Annotated in this window: 19 protein-coding genes and 1 pseudogene; 13 read left to right on the top strand and 7 right to left on the bottom strand. The window is 37.3% G+C overall.

The genetic code is table 11. The features are described 5' to 3' along the window. Nucleotides 1-146 precede the first annotated feature (146 nt). Nucleotides 147-716: a biotin transporter BioY gene (locus KHA87_RS14080; RefSeq protein ID WP_213094790.1), complete on the top strand. Its 570-nt coding sequence runs from the start codon at nucleotides 147-149 to the stop codon at nucleotides 714-716. 252 nt (nucleotides 717-968) lie between these two features. On the opposite strand, the gene KHA87_RS14075 is transcribed toward KHA87_RS14080, so the two are convergent. The 3 genes from KHA87_RS14075 to KHA87_RS14065 form a co-directional block, all read right to left on the bottom strand. Continuing rightward, complete coding sequence (locus KHA87_RS14075) at nucleotides 969-1,403, bottom strand: HIT family protein (RefSeq protein WP_213094789.1); 435 nt, start codon at nucleotides 1,401-1,403, stop codon at nucleotides 969-971. Between the two features lie 568 nt (nucleotides 1,404-1,971). After that, nucleotides 1,972-2,409 (bottom strand): SRPBCC family protein, encoded by a 438-nt coding sequence (locus KHA87_RS14070; RefSeq protein ID WP_213094788.1) that lies wholly within the window; start codon nucleotides 2,407-2,409, stop codon nucleotides 1,972-1,974. A 40-nt stretch (nucleotides 2,410-2,449) separates the two neighbouring features. Next, entirely contained in the window at nucleotides 2,450-2,647 is a 198-nt protein-coding gene (locus tag KHA87_RS14065; protein ID WP_213094787.1) for an OadG family protein, read from the bottom strand. Nucleotides 2,648-3,064: 417 nt separating this feature from the next. Between KHA87_RS14065 and KHA87_RS14060 the strand changes: the two genes are divergently transcribed. Beyond that, nucleotides 3,065-4,183: an IS110 family RNA-guided transposase gene (locus KHA87_RS14060; RefSeq protein WP_213094786.1), complete on the top strand. Its 1,119-nt coding sequence runs from the start codon at nucleotides 3,065-3,067 to the stop codon at nucleotides 4,181-4,183. A gap of 691 nt (nucleotides 4,184-4,874) precedes the next feature. Here KHA87_RS14060 and KHA87_RS14055 read toward each other — a convergent pair. Continuing rightward, a pseudogene (locus tag KHA87_RS14055) lies at nucleotides 4,875-5,105 on the bottom strand (SDR family oxidoreductase); the annotation flags it as partial. A gap of 118 nt (nucleotides 5,106-5,223) precedes the next feature. Here KHA87_RS14055 and KHA87_RS14050 point away from each other — a divergent pair. Beyond that, nucleotides 5,224-5,691: a DinB family protein gene (locus KHA87_RS14050; protein ID WP_213094785.1), complete on the top strand. Its 468-nt coding sequence runs from the start codon at nucleotides 5,224-5,226 to the stop codon at nucleotides 5,689-5,691. Nucleotides 5,692-5,746: 55 nt separating this feature from the next. Here the strand turns inward: KHA87_RS14050 and KHA87_RS14045 are convergent, their stop codons facing one another. Both KHA87_RS14045 and KHA87_RS14040 read right to left on the bottom strand, forming a co-directional pair. After that, entirely contained in the window at nucleotides 5,747-6,580 is an 834-nt protein-coding gene (locus tag KHA87_RS14045; protein ID WP_213094784.1) for a DUF4037 domain-containing protein, read from the bottom strand. Between the two features lie 10 nt (nucleotides 6,581-6,590). Further along, complete coding sequence (locus KHA87_RS14040) at nucleotides 6,591-6,773, bottom strand: DUF1272 domain-containing protein (RefSeq protein ID WP_213094783.1); 183 nt, start codon at nucleotides 6,771-6,773, stop codon at nucleotides 6,591-6,593. A 138-nt stretch (nucleotides 6,774-6,911) separates the two neighbouring features. Between KHA87_RS14040 and KHA87_RS14035 the strand changes: the two genes are divergently transcribed. The 10 genes from KHA87_RS14035 (at nucleotide 6,912) to KHA87_RS13990 (ending at nucleotide 17,729) form a co-directional block, all read left to right on the top strand. Next, entirely contained in the window at nucleotides 6,912-7,409 is a 498-nt protein-coding gene (locus tag KHA87_RS14035; RefSeq protein ID WP_213094782.1) for an RNA polymerase sigma factor, read from the top strand. After that, nucleotides 7,409-9,211, top strand: coding sequence for a TolB family protein (locus KHA87_RS14030; RefSeq protein WP_213094781.1), 1,803 nt, complete (start codon nucleotides 7,409-7,411; stop codon nucleotides 9,209-9,211). The genes KHA87_RS14035 and KHA87_RS14030 overlap by 1 nt, the downstream gene beginning before the upstream one ends. A gap of 91 nt (nucleotides 9,212-9,302) precedes the next feature. Beyond that, entirely contained in the window at nucleotides 9,303-10,250 is a 948-nt protein-coding gene (locus KHA87_RS14025) for a hypothetical protein (protein WP_213094780.1), read from the top strand. 108 nt (nucleotides 10,251-10,358) lie between these two features. Further along, a complete protein-coding gene (locus KHA87_RS14020) occupies nucleotides 10,359-10,898 on the top strand; it encodes a GNAT family N-acetyltransferase (protein ID WP_213094779.1) in 540 nt (179 codons plus the stop codon). 225 nt (nucleotides 10,899-11,123) lie between these two features. Continuing rightward, nucleotides 11,124-11,612 (top strand): PTS sugar transporter subunit IIA, encoded by a 489-nt coding sequence (locus tag KHA87_RS14015; RefSeq protein ID WP_213094778.1) that lies wholly within the window; start codon nucleotides 11,124-11,126, stop codon nucleotides 11,610-11,612. A gap of 42 nt (nucleotides 11,613-11,654) precedes the next feature. Beyond that, nucleotides 11,655-12,482 (top strand): PRD domain-containing protein, encoded by an 828-nt coding sequence (locus KHA87_RS14010; RefSeq protein WP_213094777.1) that lies wholly within the window; start codon nucleotides 11,655-11,657, stop codon nucleotides 12,480-12,482. Between the two features lie 271 nt (nucleotides 12,483-12,753). After that, nucleotides 12,754-14,220, top strand: coding sequence for an N-acetylglucosamine-specific PTS transporter subunit IIBC (gene nagE, locus KHA87_RS14005; protein WP_213094776.1), 1,467 nt, complete (start codon nucleotides 12,754-12,756; stop codon nucleotides 14,218-14,220). A 167-nt stretch (nucleotides 14,221-14,387) separates the two neighbouring features. Further along, nucleotides 14,388-15,266 carry a phosphotransferase family protein gene (locus KHA87_RS14000; RefSeq protein ID WP_213094775.1) on the top strand — a complete coding sequence of 293 codons (879 nt, stop codon included), beginning with the start codon at nucleotides 14,388-14,390 and terminating at the stop codon, nucleotides 15,264-15,266. Between the two features lie 144 nt (nucleotides 15,267-15,410). Next, nucleotides 15,411-16,586: an MFS transporter gene (locus tag KHA87_RS13995; protein ID WP_213094774.1), complete on the top strand. Its 1,176-nt coding sequence runs from the start codon at nucleotides 15,411-15,413 to the stop codon at nucleotides 16,584-16,586. Between the two features lie 171 nt (nucleotides 16,587-16,757). After that, a complete protein-coding gene (locus tag KHA87_RS13990; protein WP_213094773.1) occupies nucleotides 16,758-17,729 on the top strand; it encodes a nuclease-related domain-containing protein in 972 nt (323 codons plus the stop codon). 99 nt (nucleotides 17,730-17,828) lie between these two features. On the opposite strand, the gene KHA87_RS13985 is transcribed toward KHA87_RS13990, so the two are convergent. Then, complete coding sequence (locus KHA87_RS13985) at nucleotides 17,829-18,740, bottom strand: DMT family transporter (RefSeq protein ID WP_213094772.1); 912 nt, start codon at nucleotides 18,738-18,740, stop codon at nucleotides 17,829-17,831. Between the last annotated feature and the right edge of the window lie 8 nt (nucleotides 18,741-18,748).

The following is an 18,748-nucleotide window of genomic DNA, read 5'->3' as shown; positions in this document are numbered from 1 at the left end:
TTGGTTTTATAGACGAAATAATAACTTTCGTGCGAAAAGATGCCCTGAGGTAAAACAATAAATCTATACGAAAAAATTAATTCTTTACATTTACTCAATTTATGTTAACCTATTTATTGTTAAGGTTAACATAAGGGGTGTAATTAGTGAACAATCAACAAACGAAACTCAGAGCAATTATCATTTGTGCTATTTTTGCAGCATTAACAGGAATCTTGGCTCAGGTGGAAATACCATTGCCGCTTGTACCAATTAGCGGGCAAACATTAGCGGTTGGTTTAACGGCTACGATCATAGGAAGCAGACTTGGGGCAATCTCTATGATTTGCTACACTATCCTAGGAGCTGTTGGGTTGCCGGTGTTTGCAGGCTTTTCAGGTGGAGCACATATATTAGTCGGACCAACTGGTGGATACATATTTGGTTTTATTGTAGCTGCCTTCTTTACAGGCATTATTTTAGAAAAAACAAAATTCAATATCCCGATGGCAATGGTTGCAAACACTGTCGGAATGATTATTACCTTATTAATAGGTATGATTCAATTAAAATATGTAGCAAATCTATCATGGAATCAGGCTTTTGCTGGCGGAGTTACTCCATTTATTGTAGTTGGGCTAATTAAAGCATTTTTAGCCAGCTGGATAGGGATTGTTGCCAGAAAGAGATTGGTTCAAGCCAATTTAATTAAAAATGCAAAAAAGGTCGCAGCGTAAAAATAGCAAGGAATTTAATGATAGTACCTTGCCATTTGTGTCATATATTATTAGTACATCACTTACAAATAGTGATGTACTTTTTTGTTTTTACACCCAATAATTCTGCACAAAAGGGAAGATTATTAGGGAAGAAGATTCTTCTAGAGCATACTTATAAAATAACTATTAGAAGCAGATTAGTTATGTTCCAACTTATGTACCTTAATGTATAAGTATATTTGTTCAGATATACAGGAATAACCAGTTAGTTCAAGATAACTCTTCAATCAAGGTCTTCAATTTGGATTTTGTTTCTGGAAATTTTGCTTTTTCTTTGCTGTTATCTTTTTGTATCTCGTAGTAAGCATAAAAACGCTGTCTTTTAAATCTTGGTATAATGTGCATATGATAATGCGTTAAATCGTTAAATACACCTCCGTTTTGACAAATCGTGATACCATCAGGATTATATAATTTTTTTAATGCCTTTGAAATTACTATTGATGCTTTCATAATTTCATTTGCAGTTTCAATATCTAATTCTTCAATATCTACAAAATGTTTTTTTGGAAGAATAAGAGTATGCCCTTCGTTAAAAGGTTCTTTGTCGAGAAAGCAACAAACATACTCGTTCTCATATACAACATTTACTGGTAAAAGTTGATTTGATAGTTTACAACCTAAGCATTCAGAGTTTACATTCATAATTAACACCTCCATTTTAGCCACTTTTTTATTTTCTATTAATATACTTTCAGCTGTCCTATTTCTATTAACTGTCGGTTCTTTAGTTTAAAACTTCAACAAAAAAAGCGATAATCCTTCTTCGAGTATCGCTATTAATACTTGAAGCAGATTTTTATTCAAACCTATAACTATAAAAAGGCTTTAGCCCTCACTTAAGACAATGTATACGTATAATCTGATTTAAACAACTTATATCTGAAAAGGGATGAAATAATGCTGCGTCCGTTTTATAATACTCCCCAAATGGTCTATGTTCCCCATCACTATTTCCCATATGTACATCTAAAGCCATACCATTACTATAGCCCGTATTATTTAACTCATATGGATCCGAATACAACAACTTCGATTATTTCTAATTCACATAATTTTCCTCCACCGGGCGTTCCATTATAAAAGAGTTTGGCTATTTCTTTATGCTAAAGAGGTATGGTAGAACCTCTAAGTGCACATAAAGGATAAATGTAGATAAGCTTTATCCTATCTACATTTATCCTTTCATTTTGCAATTTTTAATTGTAACTGCTCAACCTTTCACCAATCCGCCTCTTAATTGGTTTACGCCAAACTCCAAGTAACCTTTTAAACAAGTCAGCATAAACACCCAACCTTCTTTATTGTCTATCAATTTAAAAACTAATTCCGGATCATTTTCCTTAAATCCATCCTCGTTTACCTCGATAATAGTCGTTGAAGGGTCCACTTCTTTTAAGGAAATGGTAACCTTGTTTTCTGCATCATTTGGACCCCACAAGAATACAATCCTTTTATCTTGTTCGATTTTGGCTATCTTAATCTCTAGTATTGCGTTGTACTCTTCATATTTTAAGGTAATCGTTTTTCCTTCCTCCCATCTCTCAGAACTGGAGGAAAACCAAAAGTTTCCGATTTTAGTAGGATCGACGAACGCTTCGAATACTTCATGTGCCGGTTTTAATATTTTCATTTTTGTAAGGTTGTTCATGTGAAATTCTCCTCTATTTTTGGCTTTTTGAATAGTATTTTTACTTTTCACTTTCCTGATACTCTGGAGTGTGTTTCGTATCTTGTACTGTTTCGTTTTGAGTTGCTTCAAACTTTTTTCCAAACATTATATCGTCATACGGTGTGTATTGGTTGGATGGCAGGCTTTTCTTTTTGATCATTTTAAACAAAGTGAAACCAATTACAATAATAATTAGGGCTAGAAAAACGTATCCCATTTTACCAACTCCTTGAAATGGATTGATATTTATGTATTCTTCATAGAATCAATAAATTCCTTTTGGAGTTGGGGCGATATTTAATAAGAGGGATTTATATTAGGTTAGGAAGTTCTGATGCATTGTAGAAAAGGATATATGATGTTGGAAAGCGAGTGGATCACTTTAAAAAGCTAGTCTATTATTTTAAGTGGACACAGAATCCGCTATTCTTAATAGATTGACCAAATTTTAGGATTTTGAGGACACAGGGTACGCTATTTGTGAAAAAATACATATAAATCACTGCTTTTCAAGGAAATAGTTATCATGAACAAAACTGGCTCCTTAATCGTAAATTCGTAGGTTAACTTGGTTAGAATGTTTAATGCAAAAACAAAAACCAATTCAGAGCTACATTACGAAAGGAGCCTTACTATGAAGGATAACACAAAATATGTAGGTTTAGACGTATCAAAAGAAAAAATTGCAGTGGCAATCGCAGATGAAGGTCGAGGAGAGCCGAGATACTATGGAATGATCCCCAATTCGCCAGAGGCAATTAGAAAATTAGTGAAAAAGCTAGGAAATCCTGAAGATCTTAAAATGTGTTATGAAGCTGGTCCAACAGGATATCAATTATACCGATTATTTTTGAGTTTAGGGATTGAGTGTGATGTAATCGCACCGGGTTTAACTCCACAAAAGCCAGGTGATCGAGTAAAAACAGACAAAAGAGATGCCATTCGCCTAGCCCAGTTATTTCGAGCCGGAGAATTAACTTCGGTATATGTACTTACAGAAGAAGATGAAGCGTTACGAGATCTGGTAAGAGCTAGAGAAGATGCAAAAGAGGATGAGTTACGTGTAAAGCATCGAATCACAAAGCTACTCTTACGATATGATATCCGTCCTCCAGAAAAAACAGGAAGGAATTGGTCCTCTAAATATCGGGAGTGGATCTACACATTAAAATTTAAATATTCTCCTTTACGAGTCGCTTTCCAAGAGTATTTACAGAACCTTCAAGAAATAGAACAACGTGTAAAGCGTTTAGAAGAAGAAATACAAGAAAAGGCAGCTGATGGAGTGCATGCCCCAATGATTCAAGCTCTCCAATGTTTACGTGGTGTAGCTGTGATTTCCGCCACAAGTTTAGTTGCCGAAATAGGATCGTTTAAACGGTTTCGTACACCGAACCAATTAATGGCCTATCTAGGGCTAGTACCGAGTGAAAGTTCTAGCGGAGCCCTTAGAAAACAAGGAAAAATCACCAAAACAGGAAACACACATGCCCGAAAAGTGCTGATTGAATCAGCTTGGAGTTATCGGTATCAACCAGCTGTTCGAGAAAGATTAAAAAGAAGACAAGATGGACAACCAGGGTCTGTTCAGGCTATTTCTTGGAAAGCCCAACAGAGACTGCATAAAAAATACTTTCGATTGTTATCACGTGGTAAATCAAGCAATACGGCAATAACAGCTGTAGCTCGGGAATTAGCAGGGTTTATTTGGGCTATCGCGCAGGAAGTGGAAGAATTACCTGTAAAGCAGTGATGTTTCAACGTTAAATAAGAGTAGTAGTTTAAAGGATATAACGCCAAGTAACGGATTTATAAGAATATAAAAAATGGAGTAAAAATAGGGCTCGGAGGCAAAGTAAAAAACCGTAGAGGAAAATCCACGAATTCCGTTTGTGCTAGCTTTTACTAGTGAACGCACGTAAATAGTTCGTGACAAGTCCTCGCCACGGAAAGATAAAATGTGAGAACCCACGTATATCAGACTGCCAACCGGTGTCTAAAAGATTTTGCCTTCGTGCCGTGTTTTTAATCTTCCTTCTCATCCCGAAACAGGATCTCAAGTTAGTTATAGCTCGTCAAGGAAACCGCTTGACAACCTATAACTAACTTGAGGAGTGGTCTCTAGGATGAAAAGGACATAATCTAACCAAATTGGTTAACCATCAAAAAAGAAGCAACACTAGCTTCTGTATTAAGGTTGCCCAAAAACAGAAAAAATCGCTCGGGCCTTGACAGTTTTGTTCATATCAACGGAACCTCCGTCCACCAACATACCGAAATCCCCCATTTTGTCACAGATAACGGAACAGGTGTCCACGAAATTTATAAATAAAAAGACCAAATCACACATGTGATTTGGTCTACTAGTTTAGTAGATGCTTCGGGCAGATTGTCCACTTACCATGCCTGACACCACTCACAAAGACCCACAATCCCATATTTAATTAAAACGGTGCCGTCCAACCAGCGTCCGCTACTAGGATGGCACCGTTGACGAAGCTGGATTCATCGGAAGCTAGGAATAGGGCAACTTGTGCGATTTCTTCTGGTTTTCCTAATCGCGGCATAACACCTTGTACTGCCTTTGTGCGACCAAACCCGAATTCATTTATGCTTTTCATAGAAGCGCCGATATTTGTTTCAACTCCACCTGGTGCAATAGCGTTACAACGAATGCATATAGGTGAAAAACAGCTGTAACCATCCATTATTACTAAACTGCAATCCTTTAAAAAAAGGAGAAAGGTATATTTCCGTCGAATAACTTGTTAAATATATTTAAGGAGATTTTCGATGGAAAAACGACATGAGATTTTATTTAATCAGTTGGAAACGTATCGTAGCTATGTGTTAGATGTGGTGAGTACTATTACACGAGAAGAAGCGGAAATTGTTCCGAAAGGGTTTAACAACAATATTCGCTGGAATCTAGGTCATATGTATCTTGATCAGTTTGATTGGATAAGGGCTATTACAAAAGATAATTCGAACGTGCCGGAGCATTTTAGAGCTTGGTTTGGGTTTGGAACGTCCCCTGCTGATTTTACTGACGAGACACCAACATTGGAAGAACTAAAGGGACTTTTAAAAGAGCAGCCATCGCGAATTAGAGAAGTTTACGGAGATAAGCTAGAAGTGGAATTTGCTCCAACGGAAATGGGAATGCATACGATTGAGCAGGTGTTAATTAGAACTATTTTTCATGAAGGAATGCATCTCCAGGCGATTTTAGATATAAAAAAATGTATAGGGTCAAAATGAATAGTGGCCGAACTCTACGCTGAAAAATACGAGTGTGGAGTTCAGCCAACTATTTCTACTTAATAGAACGAGAACCCGTTATTTGCTTCCTAAAACCATGTGTTTCAATGGAAGGCATGTACGTCTCCACTAAATCCATTGTTTCGGAAAGTAATCGTTCCAGATCCCTCATGCTTTGAATGGATGGGGAATGAATAATTTGTTTTATACGATTTTCCAAATCCTCCGGTTTTCTGCCCATTTTGGAAATGGTATAGGAAAGCCATTTAAACGCCGGATGTACTACATACATACCGTTTAAGCCGTGAAGGATAAATAAAACTTTATCCATTACGTCAGAAGCAACCTTTTGGTAAATAAAGAAATCACCTCTGTGGATAAAAGCCTCTCGAGCCGACCATCTGCTACTGAAAAAAAGCTGAGCTTCAATCATATTCCTCCTCAATTCTTCAGGATACGTTTTGACCTGATCTTTCCATTCTATTATTTTTTCCTTCCCGTATAATGGGATGCCATCATGAACAGAAGCGACGATAGCTTGTTTGTCGATATCCATCTCCATTTTTATGGTTATATCATCAATTACCTTTTCAATAGTAGAGACTAGAAAATTGCTCACTTCGATTTTTACACCTTGAACACTATAAGCCTCCGACCACTCTTCATCTTCGTAATCGAAAAAGGATATTAATGTTCCATCCAATTGATGCATGGCGTCTTTTCGATCTTCATCAGATGGAGCATGATCCCATAGGACATAAAGCTCTATATCCGAGAATTCATCACAAAGGCCACGAGAAACCGAGCCTGCCAACATAACGGAATGGACTTTTTCCTTTCTTCCGTATACTTCTGCAATTTCGATAGCTAATTTATGTAAATCTTTCATTGTTTACTCCTTAACTCTTAATGGTTCTTTTAGGTCTTTTGACGAGTTCGCCTCCGCAATTCGGACAAATGGATCCCATCTGTTGCTCACATTCCCGGCAAAAAGTGCATTCATAGCTGCAGATATAGGCATCTCCCTCGTCCAACAGCGGTGTATTGCATCTTTCGCATTGATTTCTCATTTCCAAAGCCATCTACAATCCCCCCAAACAATACTATACTAAATAATTAGACAAGTAAGAAAATATTTTTTTGAAAAATTTTCTTCAAATACTGTTACGTTTTTAGTTTTTAATCGTTATATTATATAGCCATTTTTGGGGGGAGAAATCTTGATTGTTGAATTTACTAGTGTGTATGACCAATACTTTGATGATATATATCGATATGTTTATGTCAAAACAGGCAATAGGTGGGACGCAGAGGATATTGTAAGTGAAACGTTTCGAAAGGCTTATGAAAATTTTTCTTCATTAAAAGACAGATCTAATTTGAAGGCGTGGCTTTTAACGATTGCTCGCAATACAGTGTACGATTATTACCGGAAAAAGAAGAGCTTTTTGGTAAAAGATGAAATGGACTTTTATTTCGAACCGCTGCCATTCGAGGACCCTTTTGATCAAGAGGGGGAAATGGAATGCTTGAAGAAAAGCCTCCATCATTTGTCCAAGGAAGACTTGGAGATTACCAATTTACGATATTTTGCCGGATTGAAATTTAAAGAAATGTCGATGGTCTTGGAAAGGGCAGAAGATACTTTACGCGTAAAATCTCACCGAATTACGAAGAAAATCGGTGTATTAATGAAAAAATGCTTGGGGGAGTCATAATGGATGCAGAAAAAATAGAGAAGCATCTGCATGAATTAAAAAAGCAAATATATGTGGATGATTCATTCAAACATCAGCTTCGGATACAATTTGTGAAAAAGCCAAAATCCTCAATATGGAAGAAAATGTGGCTGACAGGTGTTGCTTGTGCTGTCCTTCTCTTCGGGTTGTTATTCAATAGCTTCCAAACTTCAAAAACAAAAGCAAGTGCTCTTAATATTATGAATTCTATTTCCTTTTTTGACGTAGGAAGTGGGGAAATCACAGCTTATGCTGAATACAATGGGCAATTATTAGTTTCTATTAAAAAGAAAGGGATCTATCGTTATGTAAATGGGGGACTAGCAAAAATTACTTCTGAGACTGCGGATACATTAAGTCAAGGTCAATTTGATGATCATTTCCTTTTTTCACATAAAGGCGAAATATATCTTTTTGACTTAAAGTCTCGAAAGAAAACAGCAGTAATTAGAAGCTCTTCAAATTATAACTATAGTAATCCGGAATGGAAGACAGATAGTTCTTTTTTTGCTGTGAGGAAAGAAAGGAACGAACTTAAAATAGTGGAAATCGATCTTAAGTCGGGCGCAGAAAAGATAGTAGTTACTGGTGACCATCCTTCTTTTATAAAAAAGGAACAGAAGCTCGTCCTCGAGCGTCAAGGAAAAATCATAGTGAGAAATATCTCGAACGGAAATGAAAAGATAGTGGATGATGGCAAAAATCCTTCCGTGTCGCCAGATGGTAGCTATATTTCCTATGTGAAGAAAACAGACAAAGTTAAAAATGTATGGATATCGGATCTTAATATGGATACGAAGAAGAAGGTGACCATGAATCTTCTTGCTCGTGAAAAGAAACAAGGGCAATACGAATATTTATCCTCTATTTGGAGCACGAGCGGACTTGATTTATATGTCCTAAAAAAGTATAAAAACGAAGAAAATCAACCATTGAAAATAATGAAGGTTTCCTTAAGTGCAAAGGAAATTTCACCGGAAGCCACAGTGGAAAGATATTTGCAGGCACTCATTGTAAGGGATGACGATTATGCAAAAAGTATGATGGAGCACCCACCTGAGTTCCTAACCTACTCCAATCCGCATCAAACAGGCTTTCAAATCTTGAATGTGAAAAAGGAAAAAGATGTAGCGATTGTCCGAGCGGAGGTTTATTGGACCTATACAGCTAATCCATATGATAAAAAATCCATCTATGAATTTAAGCTGATGAAAAAAGCAGATCATTATTTAATCAAAGAGGTAAAAGAAATAGCTAACAGGGAATTAACAGAAATAGATGGTAACGTTCAGTATGTAAATGGTGAGTCAAAAGAAAATCTTTTTTCACTTAAGGATGTACCAAAGGAATTTATTCAGACAAAGAATATTCGAATTAGCTCTCTCCTTATGGATCATGATGAAAGAACAGTTATCTTTTGCCTGCAGGAAATGAGAGAGGAACCGGAAAAATCTGCAGTTACATTGCTTCAATTTAATCGAAAAGATAAGTCATTCAGGCTGTTCAGTCAGTTGAATCCAGAAGAGGGAAGTATAGTAGTAGAGCAACTTTCGTTGGATTCAACAGGACAATATATTGCGGTCGATTATTTTGTGGAAACCAAAAGCTTCAATCCTAATGTTCGCCTATTGGATGTGAAAACGGGAAAAGAGATCCGAGACTTTAGAAATAGTCACACGGTCTTTTGGCAAGGAGAACAATTGGTATTGGAAAAAAGGAGTGGAGATCAATCAATGCTATTCCTTTATGATCCACGTTTAAAGACGAAAAAATATTATTAAATGAGTGTTACTAAAATAAAGCTCACTCGTTTATATATATGAATTGGCAAGTGCCCTTGTCAAAAAAACATACACAGAGAGGTAAACGAGAATGAGTAAAAAAACCATTATGATAATTGCAGCACTTGTATTAGGAATTTCAACGGCTTCCTTTTCGGCTACTGCACAAGTATCTTCTAATCAGCCAAAGATACAAGTAACGAATAAGGTTGTTCAAAAAAGCTCCATGGAAGAGCAATTAGAAATGTTGGAGAAAGGTGTTGTGCCAACCACGCCTGCGTTATCAGCAAATACTTGGGCAAAGGCAGTTAAAGATCGGAATGGTGCCCTTCAATATGCACTTTTCACTGACAAAAAGAAGGCCGCCTCAAAAAAGTCTTTAGAAAGAAGCCATTGGGTTACGGGTGTATCAAGTCCGTGGGTGGAATCCTACAGAGTCAGCCAAATAGAGAAAAAGGATAAAAGCATCGACTATAAAGTGGAATTCGATTTGTATACGTCAGCAGGAAAAGTAGGTATAGACGAGGCTATTTTACATTTGCTTAAAAAGGATAATCAATGGTACATTAACGGTATTTTCCCGGGGTCCAGCAAAACAATCGGAATTTGGAACACAAATGAGTCCATTAAAGATGTGGATATCCCAAAGGTGGAAACATTCCAAAGTAAACTTGGATATAAGCTTCAACTGCCAAAAGATATGATCGATAAGTTGGTGATCCAGGATTCCACGTGTAAAAATGAAGAAGGAAATCCGCCTTGTACTTTCTTTGCATATAAAGATAAACATTTGAAAAAGGAAGTTAATATAATAACGCTAATCCGTTTATCCGAAAAACAAGAAAGATCAAGCTATTATACGGAGCATCCTTTTTTAAAGAAAATTACTAAAAGCAAAAATGTTGGATTCTATTATATGATTGGGAGCGAACATCCTTATGCGAAAAATATGAATTCCAAGGAAGCGAAGGAATGGGATTATCTGTTAAACGAATTAAAGGGAAAAATTAAGTATATCAAACCGGGTGACTCTTTTTAAGGGTCACCCTTTTATTAATGAATAGATCCGATTAAACCAAATTTTAAAAGGAGGAGATTCCATTTATTTAGAGAACTTCAATATCATAAGTGTGAAGGGAGCTCACAAATGATTTTTCAAAAAGATTCTTTAACGGTTAGAAAGCTAGAAGAGGAAGATAAAGAAAAGCTAGTGAAATGGCTTTCCGATCCGCGTGTTCTTGAATACTACGAGGGCAGGGATCAACCACATGATTGGGAGCTGGTGACGGATCACTTTTATAATCGAAAAAATAAAGAAGTAATTGGTTGTTTAGTAGAATACGAGGGAGTAGAGATTGGATATATACAGTTTTATCCGATAGAAGCAGAGGAGAGAGAAGAGTATGGGTATGCAGGATTGAATGATGTAATTTATGGAACGGATCAGTTCATCGGGGAAGTCGATTATTGGGGCAAAGGAATCGGAAAGCTCCTCGTCCATTCGATGATCGAATATCTTGTGGAGGAAAAGGGAGCAGATAGAGTTGTTATGGACCCGCAATGCTGGAATGAACGTGCCATCGCCTGCTACGAAAAATGCGGAATGAAAAAAGTAAAACACCTGCCAAAGCATGAAATGCATGAGGGCGAGCTTAGAGACTGCTGGCTCATGGAATATCTAAAATAAAAGAGAAATAAGTGGCGCCAGTCACCACATCTAGAAAAATGTTAGCGCTTTCCCTTGAAATCAAAATAAAGTCATGATAATATTTACCTAATACTTAAATAATATTGCATCACATGTTACTGATACGATCAGGCATGGTGGTAAAGGGAAGGTCCAATATTGATTCCTTCGTGATACCGCTATGCCTTTTTTTGTTGAAAAAATGCTATAAAAGGAGTTTTATAGATGCTTTCAAATCTGTTTAAAAAAGCAAAATTAGAGATATATGCACCGGTGGATGGAGAGATTCTTCCGATTGAGGAGGTTCCGGATCCGGTTTTTAGTCAAAAAATGATGGGAGAAGGAATTGCAGTCTTACCTTCAAATGGCGGAATCCATTCCCCTGTTGACGGAAGCGTTATTCAGGTTGCGCCAACCAAACATGCCATAGGAATTCTTGCAAAGGATGGAACGGAAATTTTGATACATATTGGTTTAGAAACGGTTGCCTTAAAAGGGGAAGGCTTTACCGTTAAAGTTTCAGAGGGAGATAAAGTGTCCATGGGCCAGCTACTAATAGATGTAGATTTGGACTTTATCGGAAAAAATGCGAAAAGCACCATCACGCCTATTGTTATTACGAATAGTACGGAAGGGAATAAGCAGTTCACCTACACAGAGGAGAAAAAAGGCATTCAAGGGCAGACAGTTATGATAACAGCATCCGGAAAATGATACACTGTTTACAGTAGTGAAAACAAGGAGATGGGGATTCGGATGAAGATAACGAAGGTTCTGAACAATAATGCTGTCATTGTGCTGGATGGCTCGCAGGAGAAAATTGCTGTTGGAGCGGGAATAGCTTTTGGAAAGAAACGAAATGACATCGTCATTACCTCTAAAATAGAAAAGCTTTTCGTTATGAAGGAAAATGAAAAGCTTCAGCAGCTGCTAAATCGAATTCCGGAAGAGCATTTTATCATCTCAGAAAAAATCATTTCCTATGCGGAAGAATATTTGGGAACAAAGTTAAATGAGCATATCCATATCGCACTAACAGATCATCTTTCCTATGCTATGGAGCGCGAAGCAGAAGGCATCGCATTGAAAAACAAGCTCTTGCATGAAATCAAAATTTTATATAAAAAGGAATATGAAATTGGTCTGTGGGCATTAAATTATATTAAGGAAACATATCATATCCAAATGCCCGAAGATGAGGCAGGCTATATCGCTCTCCATATTCACACCATGAAGCTTCAAGGAGGCGATATGCGGCAAACGGTCATCCAAACCACTATTATTAGAGAAATCGTAGAAACGATTATGACTTTCTTAAAAATAAAGGTAAAAGAAGATGATATCTCTTATCATCGCCTTATTACTCATTTAAGATTTGCTTTAACAAGGGTTAATCAGGAAGAATCGCACACGATGGACGATGAAATGCTCGATATGATCAAAAAGAAATTCTCGTTATCCTACCAATGTGCAATGGAAGTTGCTAAGGAGCTATCCTCCAATTATGATATCCAATTACCTGATTATGAATTAGGATATATCACCCTTCACATAGAGCGCTTAAGAAAACAATGGGTTGAATAAAGCATTTTGCTTTTTCAAATAGAGGCTTTTTTTTGCGAGACCGTGGTTGATTACAATCATTTCGTAAAAAAATGCCTCCATAACACATTTGAAGGGAGTGTTGCTGCGGGGGATGAATACGCTTACAAATTGAATGTTTATTAACGTCTCAGATATTATTTTAATTTATTTTTGATCCTGTACATCGGTTTGTATAGCATTCTTAACCCAATAAAATAAGTTCGCTTGTTTTTTAGAAGAGAAGAAAAAACTTTTTAGGGGGAAACCAAAAATGGTAATGAAATATTTACAAAGAATTGGCCGCTCGTTAATGCTGCCGGTAGCAGTTTTACCAGCTGCAGCGATTCTAATGGGTATCGGTCATTGGATTGATCCAGATGGTTGGGGTGCTGGAAGTCCAGCAGCAGCTTTCTTACTTAAAGCGGGTGGTTCGATTTTAGATCACATACCAATTCTATTTGCAGTCGGTGTCGCCTTAGGTATGGCTAAGCAAAGGGACGGATCAGCTGCTATCAGCGGATTAGTTGCGTTCCTTGTTGTTACAACATTACTTTCAACAGACGCTGTAGCAATGTTAAAACATATTGACGCTGGTAAAGTAGATCCAGCCTTTGGAAAAATTGATAATGCATTTATCGGTATTCTTTCAGGTATAATCGCTTCTATTATGTACAACCGTTTTAGTAAAGTACAATTACCGGATTTCCTAGCGTTCTTTAGTGGGAAACGGTTAGTACCAATAATGACAGCGTTCTCAATGATAATCGTTTCCGTTGTACTATTCTTTATATGGCCTCCTGTTTTTACGGCATTAGTATCATTTGGAGAAGGAATGAGTAAATTAGGTGCATTCGGTGCTGGTTTATATGGATTCTTCAATCGTTTATTGATTCCAATCGGCTTACACCATGCATTAAACGCAGTATTCTGGTTTGATGTTGCAGGAATCGATGATATTAAAAACTTCTGGGCATCCAATGGTACAAAAGGTATTACAGGTATGTACCAAGCTGGATTCTTCCCAGTAATGATGTTTGGTCTTCCAGCAGCAGCTCTTGCAATGTATCATACCGCAAAAACAAAGCACAAAAAACAAGTAGCATCATTAATGATGGCTGCAGGCTTTGCATCATTTTTTACAGGGGTTACAGAACCGCTTGAATTTTCTTTCATGTTCGTAGCGCCAGCACTTTATGTAGTGCATGCTATACTTACAGGCGTTTCCTTAATGATTGCTGCTCTATTCCATTGGACAGCAGGATTTGGATTCAGTGCCGGATTAGTCGACTTTGTATTAAGCTTAAAAATTCCAATCGCGAATATGCCATTAATGCTACTGGTACAAGGCTTAGTATTTGCGGTAATTTACTATTTCGTATTCCGTTTCATCATTACAAAATTCAACCTCATGACTCCTGGTCGAGGAGAAGAAATGGAAGAAGGCGTAAGCGTAATGGAACAAGAGGTAGCGGCAACAGCTACTGGTAAAGGGAATAGATTCACCGCAATGGCTGAAAAAATTTATGAAGGTCTAGGCGGAGAGGCTAATGTTGTATCCGTTGATAACTGTGTTACACGCTTAAGAGTGGAAGTAAAAGATATGAATGCCGTCGATCAAAGCAAGATTAAATCAACCGGTGTTCCTGGAATAAATATTGTTGGCACTACCAGCATTCAAGTTATTGTTGGTACAAATGTACAGTTTGTTGCGGATGAGATTCATAGAATTCGCAGCTAATAGTGTAAGAGTCTAGTTTCGTAGGAAACTAGGCTCTTTTTTTTTATATGTGTATTGTACCTTTTCACAGGACTGGCATTTTTACATTTTTCGTTATTTCCTTCATTATCGAATGGTATACTTAGGATAACTTATAATTTTTGGTCAGTGAATCGAGTGGATATTGAATGGAATTACAATTTTTATTCCAAGAACCAATCAAAGAAATTCATGAACTGAGTCCTGGTTATTCAGGACATGCCAGTGATGTTTGGCTTGTAAAAACAAAGAATCAAGAGGTTGTGGTGCGGGCCTCTCGATTAACAGAAGAACCAAACAATGATTTTTGGTGGGGCATCAAGCATACGTTTGGAATCGATCCTAGAAATGTATTGGAATTAGAGAGTGTAAATAATAAATTAAAGAAAATCACCTCTATTCCCATACCAGCAGTAATCGGAAAAGGGAAATCCACTAGAGAGTATGTGGTGGTGGAAAAATTAGAGGGGCAAGTTGTTGCTTCTTTTATGGATCAGCCTTCCTCTGTCCTGCAAAGTCTCGGCGAGGGATTGGCTAGAATTCATCAGCATCGGGAAGCATATGCCGGAAATCCTGCAGGTACCTTTCAAATTTCGCTCCAACAATTTCATCTTCATTTGAGCCGATGTACAGACCAATTAGTATCTAGATTTTACTCCGGTAATGAGAAAATCGTAAGAATGCTTCCGAGTGTAAGGGAGCTCTTACATACATTGCCTCGTCCTGAATACTCCTCTTTTGTGTTAGTGGATATGGATCCTTCTCAGTTTTTATCGGATGGAAGAAAGGTTACAGGTTTAGTAGATACGGAAGCGTATGTACTGGCACCGAGAGAGCTGGATTTTATCGCACTAGAATATGTGCTGGATGAGCAGGCAGCCAAGGATTTTAGGCATGGATATGAAAATATTATGCCAATACCAGACCTTCAGACGGTTCGACTTCCATATCGGTATTTTTATCGATTGTTATCAATCCAAGGAAGTGTGGATTTGGATGAGTGGCTGGGGGTTGAGAAACTTTTTTAATTCTCCAAGATACTGTTATCTTGGGGTTTTTTATTTGAATTGTTCATAAGAAAATCTTATGCCTGATTATAGCATTTTTCTAATTTCACTTATGAAAATATCATTTTATACTGAAGAAAAATAGAACGATTAGAGGTCCTTCAGATGAGAAATAAAGTGAACTATCTATTAGGTATTACGATTACAGGCTTTGGAGATGGTATTCAACAGATTGCATTAATGTGGTATATTTTCCACTTGACCGGCGAGGCAGCATCCATCGGGCTTATGATTGCCATCTATTATTTGCCGAGCATGTTGTTGACACCATTTCTTTCCGTGTATGTAGATCATCGTGATTCCAAAAACATCGTCGTTGCAACCGATCTTCTTCGTTTTTTATTGGTTTTTATCATGGCAGGATTGATTGTATTCAAAGTCGAATCAGCAGCATTGTTTTACATATTGCAGTTTGCACTTGCGATTTGTTACACCATTTATAAGCCAGCATCCCAATCCTTCGTGAAGGAAGCATTTCTGGACAAGGATATTCCATTTGTTATTTCTAAGGCATCCTCCTTCAGTGAGGCCGCGACTTTAGTTGGTATGGGGGCATCTGGTGTATTTTTGGTGCAGCTTTCTTTAGCTACTAGCTTTTTCATTAATTCCGCAACCTTCTTAGCTGCAGCCATTCTATACTTTTTAATAAAAAGGGTAAGGCCAAAGATAACAAAAGAAGGTAAAATTAAATACTTTTCTGAGATAGTTGAAGGATGGAACTTTATCGATCGTCAGGCAGGAATGAAATTTCTATTATTTCTTTCCATCTTGAACAGCATCAGCATCCAAATGACGACAACCTTAATGCTCCCACTCGCCAAACAGTTCCACGGAGCGAGCGGCTTGTATTCCTCTTTTGAAATGGCCTTTTCCATTGGAGGAATTGTGGCGGGGCTGATTGTTACCTATTTCTTGCGGAAGCTAAAACAGAGGGTCATTCTCATAACAATGGCCGGGATGATGGTCTCTGCACTCCTGCTATACTGGAATGATTTCAAGATAGCTGCTGTAATCTGTATCTTCATCCTAGGTCTGTTCACCATGTCACACTTAATAATTGTCCAAACACTTATTCAATTAAATACAACAAAAGAATATATTGGGAGAGTCATAGGATTAAGAACCATTCTTGCATCTTTTGTAAAAATTTCGTCTGCATTACTAACAGGTACTCTTATCAGCCAAATTGGAATCAATAATATTTTGTTGGCCTTTGCGGTGCTTATTTTGTTGAGCTTTTTCACATTGGGGAATTTGAAGAAAGTGAGCGTGCCGATTTAGGTATTAATGCCTAAATCGTGCCGTTTATTGGTTATTTCGTGCCAATTTAGGGAGGATTAGTGTCGTTCAGATTACAGTTCATGCTTATTTATTTAACTTTCGTGCCATTTAACAAGGGGATTTGCAAATTTTGTAGAATAAGAGTAGATAATAGAGAAAGGAGTTGAAGTTATGATAAAAAAGGAACGAAAAATCCCGATTAAATTAGAAAAACTGGAAGCATTGAATAGAAGAATCCCTTCTCAACATCCGAAAAAGTCGCAAATCCTCGAAGAATTAACGAAAAGAAGAGCAGGATATTATGGCGAGAAATCTTTAGATTATCATTTAAGTTTTATGGATGAAAAAAACTATCATATTCTTCATGATCTTAGACTTCGAAATATCCGCAAACAATATTTTCAAATCGATACCCTCATCTCAAGTCCTTATTTTATTTCCATACTGGATGTCAAAAATATGGGTGGGACCATCATATTCGATCGTCACTTTCATCAGCTTATACAACAAAATGGTGAAGTGGAAAAAGCTTATCAAGATCCGGTTACTCAAGTAAAACGGCATGAACTTCAATTAAAAGAATGGCTGCACCAGCATAAATTTCCGGCCATACCCATACTTCCTCTAGTTGTCATCAGCAATCCCTCGACCATCATCAAAACGATAGGAGATCCTAAAGAATACCAGCATATAACAAAGGCGATTCACATTAACTTCGAGATTTCTAAATACGAGAAACTGTATAAAGAAGTAAAGCTTTCGAACAGGGAATGGAATAAGCTAGCTAGTCTCCTAGTAAAAAAACATACCCCAGAGGAATATGATGTCATGGTAAAATTCCATATTCACAAAAGCGAGATCCTCACAGGTGTCCACTGTCCAAATTGCTCGGCCATCCCCATGAAGAGATTACATGGGAAATGGCTTTGCCTCCTATGTCAATTTAGCTCAAAAACAGCATATGCCTTGGCGTTACGGGATTATGCACTTCTATTTGGGACATCTATTAGCAATCAAGAAATCCGTGAATTCCTCCAACTAACTCCTAAAAATATTGTTACCAATATAACTAAATCTATGAATTTACCTTCATCTGGAGTTGGTAGAGCTAAAATCTATTACTTAGACCAACTATTAAGGTAGTTCTAAATACCTAATTTGTGCCATTTATTCACTTTTTCGTGCCATTTGCGTTATTTTTCGTGCTAATGAACCCCTTGTTCGTGCTATTCTTCTAGTATTTCAGGACAATCTTTTAATAGAAAAAGTTTTCCTTCCTGTTTTAACAGATTCCTGTACAAAAACAACTGCTGCAAGAACGGTGATAATCCCGATATACTGCCAAAAATGTAATGTTTCGCCGAACACGAGAAAGCTCATAATCGATGCCACAACAGGTTCGATCGTTGCGATAATGGATGCACGGCTGGATTCTATTTTCGTCAAGCCTTTTGTATATAAAAGAAAGGCTAATAGTGTTGAAAAAAGTCCGAGACCAATAATGTTGAACCATGCATCAAGTGTAGTGAACAAAGGGGCGACGCTCCATAGCTTGCTGAAAGGAGTAACTGCGACCGCTGCAAAAATAAACGTGTAAACGGTGACGGTCATCGTGTTATATTTTTGCAGGGCGTACTTTCCGAATATGCTGTACAATGCATAAAAAAGACCGGAGCCTAGACCCAATATAAACCCTAATAAAGAGATAGAGCCATGAAATGCAGGAAAGACACCGATTACGAAGGCACATCCAATAAAGGTAGCCAATAAAGCAAACAGCTTCCGAATCGTGAACCATTCTTTAAAGAAGATTCTTGAAAAGATGGCCACAAATGCTGGTGCAGTATAGAGTAGAATGACAGAAATAGAGATGGAAGTGACCTCCATCGCACGAAATAAGCACCAATTAAATAATACAAAGCTGATGATTCCAGTACCAATAAAATATTTGCTGTCCGAAGGTTTAATTTTTAAAAGCATGCGATCCTTAAAAAGGATATACAAACATAGCGATACGGAGGAAAATATTGCCCGAATGGCAACGACCTGAATAGGTGTGAAGCCAATTTCATAAAGATTTGTCACAAAAACACCAATGATACCCCAAAAAAAAGCTCCTGTTCCAACCAATAACAGTGGTAATTTATAATTCATGCTTACCT

It is taken from the genome of Bacillus sp. FJAT-49736 (assembly GCF_018343615.1).
Taxonomy (GTDB): Bacteria; Bacillota; Bacilli; order Bacillales; family Bacillaceae_C; genus Margalitia.
Note: the sequence above shows the minus strand (reverse complement) of the source record. Positions and strands in the feature narration are given on the sequence as shown.